Origin of the sequence: Aurantimonas sp. (assembly GCF_964217435.1) — a bacterium.
In the GTDB taxonomy this organism is placed as follows: Bacteria; Pseudomonadota; Alphaproteobacteria; order Rhizobiales; family Rhizobiaceae; genus Aurantimonas; species Aurantimonas coralicida.
The window spans coordinates 1-7,768 of the sequence record NZ_CAXPJM010000052.1; the positions used below are offsets into that span (position 1 = coordinate 1).

Here is a 7,768-nt window from a genome sequence, read left to right on the forward strand (position 1 = left end):
TCGGGACCGAAGTGCGCGCCGCGATGGAGGCCCGCGCCGAGCATCTCGCCGACGAGGGGCTCGCGCGGCGGCAGGGACAGCGGATCATCTTCGCGCGCAACCTGCTCGACACGCTCCGCCGCCGCGAGCTGGACGCGGCCGCCAAGGACTTGTCGGCCGAGATCGGCCAGCCGCACGCGCCGTCCAAGGCCGGGGAGTATGTCGCGGGCACGGTGCGCCAGCGGATCACGCTCGCCTCGGGGCGCTTCGCCATGATCGACAATGGCCTGAGCTTCCAGCTCGTGCCCTGGTCGCCCTCGCTCGACCGCCAGATCGGCAAGCACATCTCCGGCGTCATGCGTACGGGCGGCGGGGTAGATTGGTCGTTCGGGCGCGGCCGAGGGCTGGGCCTTTAGCGGAAGGGTTTGGGGCCGAGAGCGAGCTGAAGCAAAAGAAGGAGTCGCTCAGACGAGAAGAACGCGAAGGTCCGGAACCACCGGCGCAATCACTTGAGTGAAATCCCGGTCGGAGGTGACGACGACATAGTTTCGTTCAAGCGCTTGTGCCGCAATCCAGAGATCATTCTCATCGATCTGCAGAAGCTGGCCGCTCACACGATCGGTCCAGGCCTCGACCCAGCGTGGAATACGGCGCCTGATGTCGATCCGCGCCAGCGCGACGCTCGATTTAACGGTCGCGAAGGCATCTGCCGTGTGCCGTGTGACTTCGGCCAACGGGTGTGCCTCGGTGCTGACGAGGCACGCTTCAATGTGCGTGAGCGGCTGGCTTGCGGCGCGCGCGAGCGCTAACCCGAACCTGAGCTCGCCGACCGTTACTACCGATACGAGCTGCGCGGCTTGCGCCGGTAAGTCGGCGACTGCCTGGCGGACGGCGATATGATTGGGCCTCCGCGCGTCATAGAGCACGGACACAAGGTTCGTATCGAGCAGATAGGTGTCCATCCGCTACTGGACGTAGCGCCTGAGCCGCTCAACCTCGTGCTCCGGTGCCGGCGTGAAGACGTCGAGCGCCCAGGCGCCAGTGTTTTCGCGTAGCAGCGGGCCGACATATTCGTGCAGCGGGAGGTAGGCGGTAAAGTCCTCTGGGAACCAGCCCTTGAAGGTATGTGCGACACGCCGTTCAGCTTCATGTCCACGAAACGCTTCGAGCAATCGTCGCTCCAGACGAGGAGGCAGATCGAAGGCCTTCAAGAGCTGCGCGTCGATATCGATCAGCAACCCTTCCAACCGCTCGTCGATCTCGGGCGTGCGTAGCGCATGGGCTGCGGCGGCGCCAAGCGCGTCGCGGTAGCGCCACACTGCGGCGACCACGTCACCAAGCGCGCCCCGCTTTGGCAACGGCAGCTGCTTCATAACAACATTGGTGAGATGCTGGTTCGAGGCCCGCTCGAGGACGAAGGCGCTCGCCAGCGGGCTGTTGATCAGCGCTTCGATCGCTTCCACTGGCAGGTCTGATGTGGTCGGCCAGATGCCAAAGAACGCCTGCGACGGCACGAGCCCGCTCGCGTCTAGCGCGCCATCCAGCCGCCAGGGGCCACGCGACCGGCGCGCCACGTTGACCAGTATTTTGGGTTTGTCCCAGGCGCGCGTGAGTGGACCGAACCGATATGCGGATTCCTCGCGCATATCGACGAAGCCGGTCGTGGTGATACTAAATTGAAGAAGCGAGTCCGCGGGCTTGAAAATTCCTCTGGCAAAGCCCTCCCGAGGAACTGCGCTCCAGCCGGCAGACTGGCTGATCCACTGAAGGCCGCGATGAACTTCGGCTTGACCACCAAGCACGGGATAGTCCGCCAGATATTCCCAGACCTCGTCGAGCGCACCAATCCAAAGGTCCCCCGAACATACCAGCTTGGTGCGGCGGCGCTCGGTGGTGACCTTACCCGTCATGAGAAAATCCGGACGGCCTCGGTCGGTGACTTCGACGGAGCGCAACTGGCTCGGAAGATTCTTCGCATCAGCGTCGCGCTGGCCGGTGGCGATGATCACGGCCGCCTCCAGCCCGGCACGCTGAAAGATGCGGTCAGGAAGCGATGTCAGCTCGATCCGGTCATATGTGTCAGCGAGCAGCTGGCGCAGTTCGCCATATTGCTTCTGGCGGAGAAAGCCTTGCGGCAAAACGAAACCCAGCGCTTGGGGCTTGGCTTCGATGAGCGTCCGCAGCACCGCCATCGGCTTCGAGAACGACTTTGCCGCCATCTCGGGATAGCGCTGGCGCTCTTCGCTGTCGAAGTCCTCCCAGGGTGGGTTGCACAGGACGATGCGCTTGCCAGCGGCATCTGCTCGAAGCGCGTCTTTCTCGAACAAGTCCTTGGATGCGATTTTCCAGCCATTTGCGTTGGGGTAATCAGCAAGGATCAGCGATAGCGTCGCGACTTCACAGGCGAAGCTGTCGAGTTCCGCACCGCTGATCCGCTTGACGAGAAAAGCGTGCCGCTCCTCGCCGGTGAGCGTATCGGGAAGCTGATCGCGCAGGTGCCGCAGTGCCGCGACGAGGAACATACCCGCGCCAGCGAACGGCTCGTAGATCGTTATGTCCTCAAGATCGAAGCGGCCGAGATCGAGTTGGCCAACGACATATTCAGCCACTTGTCTGGGGGTAGAGTGCGTGCCGAAGCGTTTGCGCGTGTCAGCCGTCACCAGCGTGTTTTCGTAAACGAATGCCAAACTGTCCGACGAAATGTTCCGGAAGGTGATGGCGCCGCGAAGCGTCGTCCATGCAGTCTCCACGGCCGACGACGGAAGGGCATCGACCGCGGGCCGCAGCATATGATCGAGATGATAATAGGTCTCGATGCCGGCGAGCACATCGCGCACCGGCGCATGGGTCCATGATGTCGCGTCAGGATGCTGGCGATCGATCAGGATTTTGGCGGCAAGGAGCCTGAAGGTGGTGCGGAAAACCGCTTCTTCGCGTTGCGGATCGTCGATCCCGGACAGCAGTTGGGCAATGACTTCGCCGAGCAGCCGATCGAGCTTCACTTCGATCTCATGTTCGATCGCCGGCATCAGTCCCAGATCGACGAAGTCGAGCTGATAGGCCGTCTGGGTCTGGGCCAGCGACTTGGCGCGGTGAACCGCGTGTGGGTTCCAATTGTCGGCATTGCGCTCGAACAGCGCGTCCAGCTGGTCGAGCGGAACCCGTTCGCTCAGACGTGGCTTGCCTTCCGCGCCGACCCGCCAGACCCCGACATCTTCAGGGCTGATCGAGAACAAGATCGGCGCACCGAGCGCCCGGCGGCGTAGCACGGCGTCCGCATCGTGCGTGCCGGTAATCACGCCAAAGGCGGCCGAGCGATAGGATTCGGGAACTTGTGTGAACGCGGCAAGTGCGACGCACTGTTCCTCGCCCGCCTCCGACAGCACATCGGCGAAGCTATAGTCGTGGATGAGCGATTCCGGTCGATAGCCGATCGCACGCAGTCCCGCTTCGATTCTGGCGAGCGCGGTCACGCCGCGTCACCTTCGGCAGTGCGCAGCATGATGCCGCCCTCTGCGTCAGCCGGCGCTTCGCTTCGGCGCAATCCCACCGCCGGAAAGAGAGGGAGTTGCGCGATCGGCTCGGAGACGCCGAAGCCCTGCGACAGCGCCTCAAGATGGGCGTTGAGCCGAAGCAGGATTGCATCCTGGTCGGCCGGCAACGGATCGCTACCACCGAGCAGCGCACAGCTATCGAGTCCAAAGATAACGAGCCGGTGGTTCCACAGGCCCGGAAAGGACCGGCCGTTCAATAGCTCGCGTGCGCGAAGCAGCAGGTCGCGATGGACTTGGAGTTCGACATGGAACCGGCTGCGCATAACGACGGCGAGCCGGAGCAACAGCACTGTCTGCCAGCCGAATTGAGCCTGCTGACCCTGGCGTGATGCCGGGACGTCCGGATGAATGAGCCTGCGCCGCACGGTCCATTCGCGCAGCTGATCAGCCGAAAGCCCGGTCAGCTTCAGGACATCCCGCGATCCGATTAGACGCACCATTTTTCTCCGGTTCGGGTATGATGCCCGAACTTGGATCGGGTATCATACCCATTCTGGTTGGTAAAGCACCTTGTTCTCGATCTGTCCGCTCTGATAGCGCGCGACATACGGGACCGTTCAATCGATCACCGTCGAAAACATAGCAGACTAAACTACGCTACTCCCTGTATTTCTACGCTAGACTTCCCTCAACAATAACAGTGACTTGATTTGATGTCCGGTACGCATCGACCTCGGTGCCATGTCGGCAACCAAAATCCTTTGGGGTCAGGTCTTCACGGTCTTCCTGATCGTGCTCGCAGCCATTTGGGCCGCGACGCAATGGACGGCCGCAGCGCTCGCCTATCAGCCCCAGCTTGGGGCGCCCTGGTTCATGCTCGGCGACTGGCCGATCTATCCGCCGCCGGCCTTCTTCTGGTGGTGGTTTTCGTTTGACGCCTACGCGCCGGAGATATTCCAGACCGGCGCGTTCATCGCTGTGTCGGGCGGGTTCGCCGCGATCGTCGTCGCCATCGGCATGTCGGTCTGGCGTGCGCGCGAGCTGAAGAACGCCGAGACCTAGGGCTCGGCGCGCTGGGCGACGCGCGGGGAGATCGCCGCCGCTGGGCTGCTGGGCGACAGCGGCGTCATGCTCGGTCGGCTCGGGCGCGACTACCTGCGCCACGACGGCCCCGAGCATGTGCTGTGCTTCGCGCCGACCCGGAGCGGCAAGGGCGTCGGCCTGGTCGTGCCGACGCTGCTCACCTGGCCGGGCTCGGCGATCGTGCATGACATCAAGGGCGAGAATTGGCAGCTCACCGCCGGCTTTCGCGCCCGGCACGCGCGGGTGCTGCTGTTCGATCCGACCAACGGCGCGTCGGCCGCCTACAACCCCCTGCTCGAAATCCGCAAGGGCGCCTGGGAAGTGCGCGACGTGCAGAACGTCGCCGACGTGCTGGTGGACCCGGAAGGTTCGCTGGAGAAGCGCAACCACTGGGAGAAGACCTCCCATGCCCTACTGGTCGGCACGATCCTCCATGTCCTCTACGCCGAGGCCGACAAGACGCTGGCGGGCGTCGCCGCCTTCCTGTCCGATCCCCGCCGCCCGATCGAGAGCACGCTATGGGCGATGATGACGACGCCGCATTTGGGGGAGGCCGGCGTCCATCCCGTCGTCGCCTCGGCCGCGCGCGAGCTGCTCAACAAATCGGCCAACGAGCGATCGGGCGTGCTCTCGACCGCCATGTCGTTCCTCGGCCTCTATCGCGATCCCGTCGTCGCGCAGGTCACGCGCACCTGCGAATGGCGCATCAAGGATCTGGTCGAGGGCGAGCTGCCGGTCACGCTCTACCTCGTCGTGCCGCCCAGCGACATCTCACGCACCAAGCCGCTCATTCGCCTCCTCCTCAACCAGATCGGGCGCCGGCTCACTGAGGACCTGAAGGCGCGGCAATCGCGCCACCGGCTGCTGTTGATGCTCGACGAGTTTCCGGCGCTCGGCCGACTCGACTTCTTCGAGAGCGCGCTGGCGTTCATGGCCGGCTACGGCATCCAGAGCTTCCTCATCGCCCAGAGCCTCAACCAGATCGAGAAGGCTTACGGGCCGAACAACGCGATCCTCGACAATTGCCATGTGCGCGTGAGCTTCGCCACCAACGACGAGCGCACCGCCAAGCGCATCTCGGACGCGCTCGGCACCGCGACCGAGATGCGGGCGATGAAGAACTACGCCGGCCACCGGCTTTCGCCCTGGCTCGGGCATTTGATGGTGTCGCGCTCTGAGACCGCCCGCCAACTCCTCACCCCCGGCGAGATCATGCAGCTACCGCCCGACGACGAGATCGTCATGGTCGCGGGCATCCCGCCGATCCGGGCAAAGAAGGCCCGCTACTTCAAGGACCGGCGGTTCACGCAGCGGGTGATGTCGCCGCCTGACATGAATGTCGGAGGCGGCCCGCCGCGCCCCGACGACTGGAGCGGCCTGGCGCCGATCGAGGCGCCGCCGATGCCCGAGCCGATCGAGCATGAATCGCCCAAGAAGCCGATGAAGAAAAAGGCCGCCAAGAAGGCGGGTGCTGAGGACGATGCCGCGAACGGGGACCTGCGCCGCGAGCCGGCGCTGGAGCCCCACATCGACATCGCGCCGACGCCCCGGCCCGCGCCCGCCAACGAGTTCGAGCTGGACGAGCCGGACCCCGATAGCGATGCGGCGCGGCAGGCGACGGTGCGCCGCCAGATGCAGCGCGTGGCCCGGCAGGCGTCGCTCGATCCCGAGGACGGCATCGAGCTATGAGCACCAAGACGCCGCTGTCGGTCTATCTTGACCCCGAGCTGATGCGCGCGCTCGCCGCCTATGCCGACCGCAGGGACAAGTCCCGGTCGCTGATCGCCGAGGCGGCCATCGCATCCTTCCTGTCGCCCGACGCCGACGAGCAGCGCGAGGCCGCCATCGCCAAGCGTCTCGACAAGCTGGACCGCCGCATCACCCGGCTGGAGCGCGACACGGGGATCGGTGTCGAGATGATCGCGCTGTTCGTGCGCTTCTGGCTGTCGAACACTCCGCCGCCGCCCGAGAGCGAGCGGGCCGCGATGCGTCGCCAGGGCGGCGACCGCTACGACGCCTTCATGGATGCGCTCGGCCGCCGACTCGCGAAGGGTTCGAAGGTCAGGCAAGAAATTGGCGAGGACTTTCCGCTCCAAGAAGAATGAGCTGACTACGCCAGTTCTTGTATCTCTACGCCAGACTACGACGACCACATTTACTTATTGAAGCACGGTCTTTTCTGCCTCTCTTGATGTGCCCCTGACGCCGGGCGGCGGCTCGCCCGGCCCTCATCAGGGGCTTTTTTTTGACCGTCCATCCGATCCGTTCCGAGGCGAAGACACGCGGCGCGCGGATGCTGCGCACGGCGCTCGGCCCGTCGATCGCGGCCTGGCTCGACGATGCCGCCGTCATCGAGGTGATGCTGAACCCGGACGGCCGGCTGTGGGTCGATCGGCTCGGCGAAGGCATCAGCGACACCGGCATGAAGCTGGCCGCCGCGGACGGCGAGCGCATCGTTCGCTTGGTCGCGCACCATGTCGGCGTCGAGGTTCATGCCCGGTCCCCGCGCGTCTCGGCCGAGCTGCCCGAAGGAGGGGAGCGGTTCGAGGGGTTGCTGCCCCCCGTCGTCGTCGCGCCCGCCTTCGCGATCCGCAAGCCCGCCGTCGCCGTCTTCACGCTCGATGAATACGCGGCGGCCGGGATCATGTCGCCGGCCGAGGCCGCGGCGCTGCGTGATGGCGTCGCCGCCCGCGCCAACATCCTCGTGGCAGGCGGGACCGGCAGCGGCAAGACCACGCTGGTCAATGCGCTCCTGGCCGAAGTCGCCAAGACCACCGACCGCATCGTCCTGATCGAAGACACGCGCGAGCTTCAGTGCGCCGCGCCGAACCTCGTCGCCATGCGGACCAAGGATGGCGTCGTCACGCTGTCCGATCTCGTGCGGTCCAGCCTGCGGCTGCGCCCCGACCGCATCCCCATCGGCGAGGTGCGCGGCGCCGAGGCGCTCGACCTCCTCAAAGCCTGGGGCACCGGCCACCCCGGCGGCATCGGCACCATCCACGCCGGGACCGCGCTCGGGGCGCTGCGCCGCATGGAGCAGCTCATTCAGGAGGCCGTCGTCACGGTTCCCCGCGCGCTGCTCGCCGAGACCATCGACCTGATCGCCGTGCTGGTTCGCGACGGGCACGGTCGCCGCCTCGCCGAGCTGGCTCGCGTCGAGGGGATCGACGCCGAGACCGGCGATTACCGCCTGACCCCCCTCGCACCCCCCA

General features: G+C 65.4%; 6 protein-coding genes and 1 pseudogene. 4 read left to right on the forward strand and 3 right to left on the reverse strand.

Going from position 1 to position 7,768, the window contains the following annotated elements:
• Positions 1-395 (forward strand): DUF3363 domain-containing protein (locus tag ACEQX1_RS17390; protein WP_370197229.1); only part of this gene is annotated, 395 nt, incomplete at its 5' end.
• 48 nt (positions 396-443) lie between these two features.
• Here the strand turns inward: ACEQX1_RS17390 and ACEQX1_RS17395 are convergent.
• The 3 genes from ACEQX1_RS17395 to ACEQX1_RS17405 are packed head-to-tail and all read right to left on the reverse strand — an operon-like array spanning position 444 to position 3,973.
• Positions 444-941 (reverse strand): PIN domain-containing protein, encoded by a 498-nt coding sequence (locus tag ACEQX1_RS17395; protein ID WP_017502708.1) that lies wholly within the window; start codon positions 939-941, stop codon positions 444-446.
• Between the two features lie 3 nt (positions 942-944).
• A complete protein-coding gene (locus tag ACEQX1_RS17400; RefSeq protein ID WP_282499693.1) occupies positions 945-3,452 on the reverse strand; it encodes an N-6 DNA methylase in 2,508 nt (835 codons plus the stop codon).
• Complete coding sequence (locus tag ACEQX1_RS17405; protein ID WP_017502706.1) at positions 3,449-3,973, reverse strand: hypothetical protein; 525 nt, start codon at positions 3,971-3,973, stop codon at positions 3,449-3,451. The genes ACEQX1_RS17400 and ACEQX1_RS17405 overlap by 4 nt, the downstream gene beginning before the upstream one ends.
• Positions 3,974-4,214: 241 nt before the next feature.
• On the opposite strand from ACEQX1_RS17405, the pseudogene ACEQX1_RS17410 reads away from it, so the two are divergent.
• The 3 genes and pseudogenes from ACEQX1_RS17410 to trbB all read left to right on the forward strand — a co-directional run.
• Positions 4,215-6,245, forward strand: a pseudogene (locus tag ACEQX1_RS17410) (conjugal transfer protein TraG).
• Positions 6,242-6,661, forward strand: coding sequence for a CopG family ribbon-helix-helix protein (locus ACEQX1_RS17415; protein ID WP_017502704.1), 420 nt, complete (start codon positions 6,242-6,244; stop codon positions 6,659-6,661). The pseudogene ACEQX1_RS17410 and the gene ACEQX1_RS17415 overlap by 4 nt, the downstream one beginning before the upstream one ends.
• Positions 6,662-6,849: 188 nt before the next feature.
• A partial coding sequence (trbB, locus tag ACEQX1_RS17420) for a P-type conjugative transfer ATPase TrbB (protein ID WP_370197232.1) occupies positions 6,850-7,768 on the forward strand: 919 nt, incomplete at its 3' end.

Excerpts from the sequence above, each read along its gene's own strand:
- ACEQX1_RS17395 (WP_017502708.1), bottom strand. The coding sequence starts at position 941 with ATGGACACCTATCTGCTCGATACGAACCTTGTGTCCGTGCTCTATGAC.
- ACEQX1_RS17405 (WP_017502706.1), bottom strand. The coding sequence starts at position 3,973 with ATGGTGCGTCTAATCGGATCGCGGGATGTCCTGAAGCTGACCGGGCTT.
- ACEQX1_RS17415 (WP_017502704.1), top strand. The coding sequence starts at position 6,242 with ATGAGCACCAAGACGCCGCTGTCGGTCTATCTTGACCCCGAGCTGATG.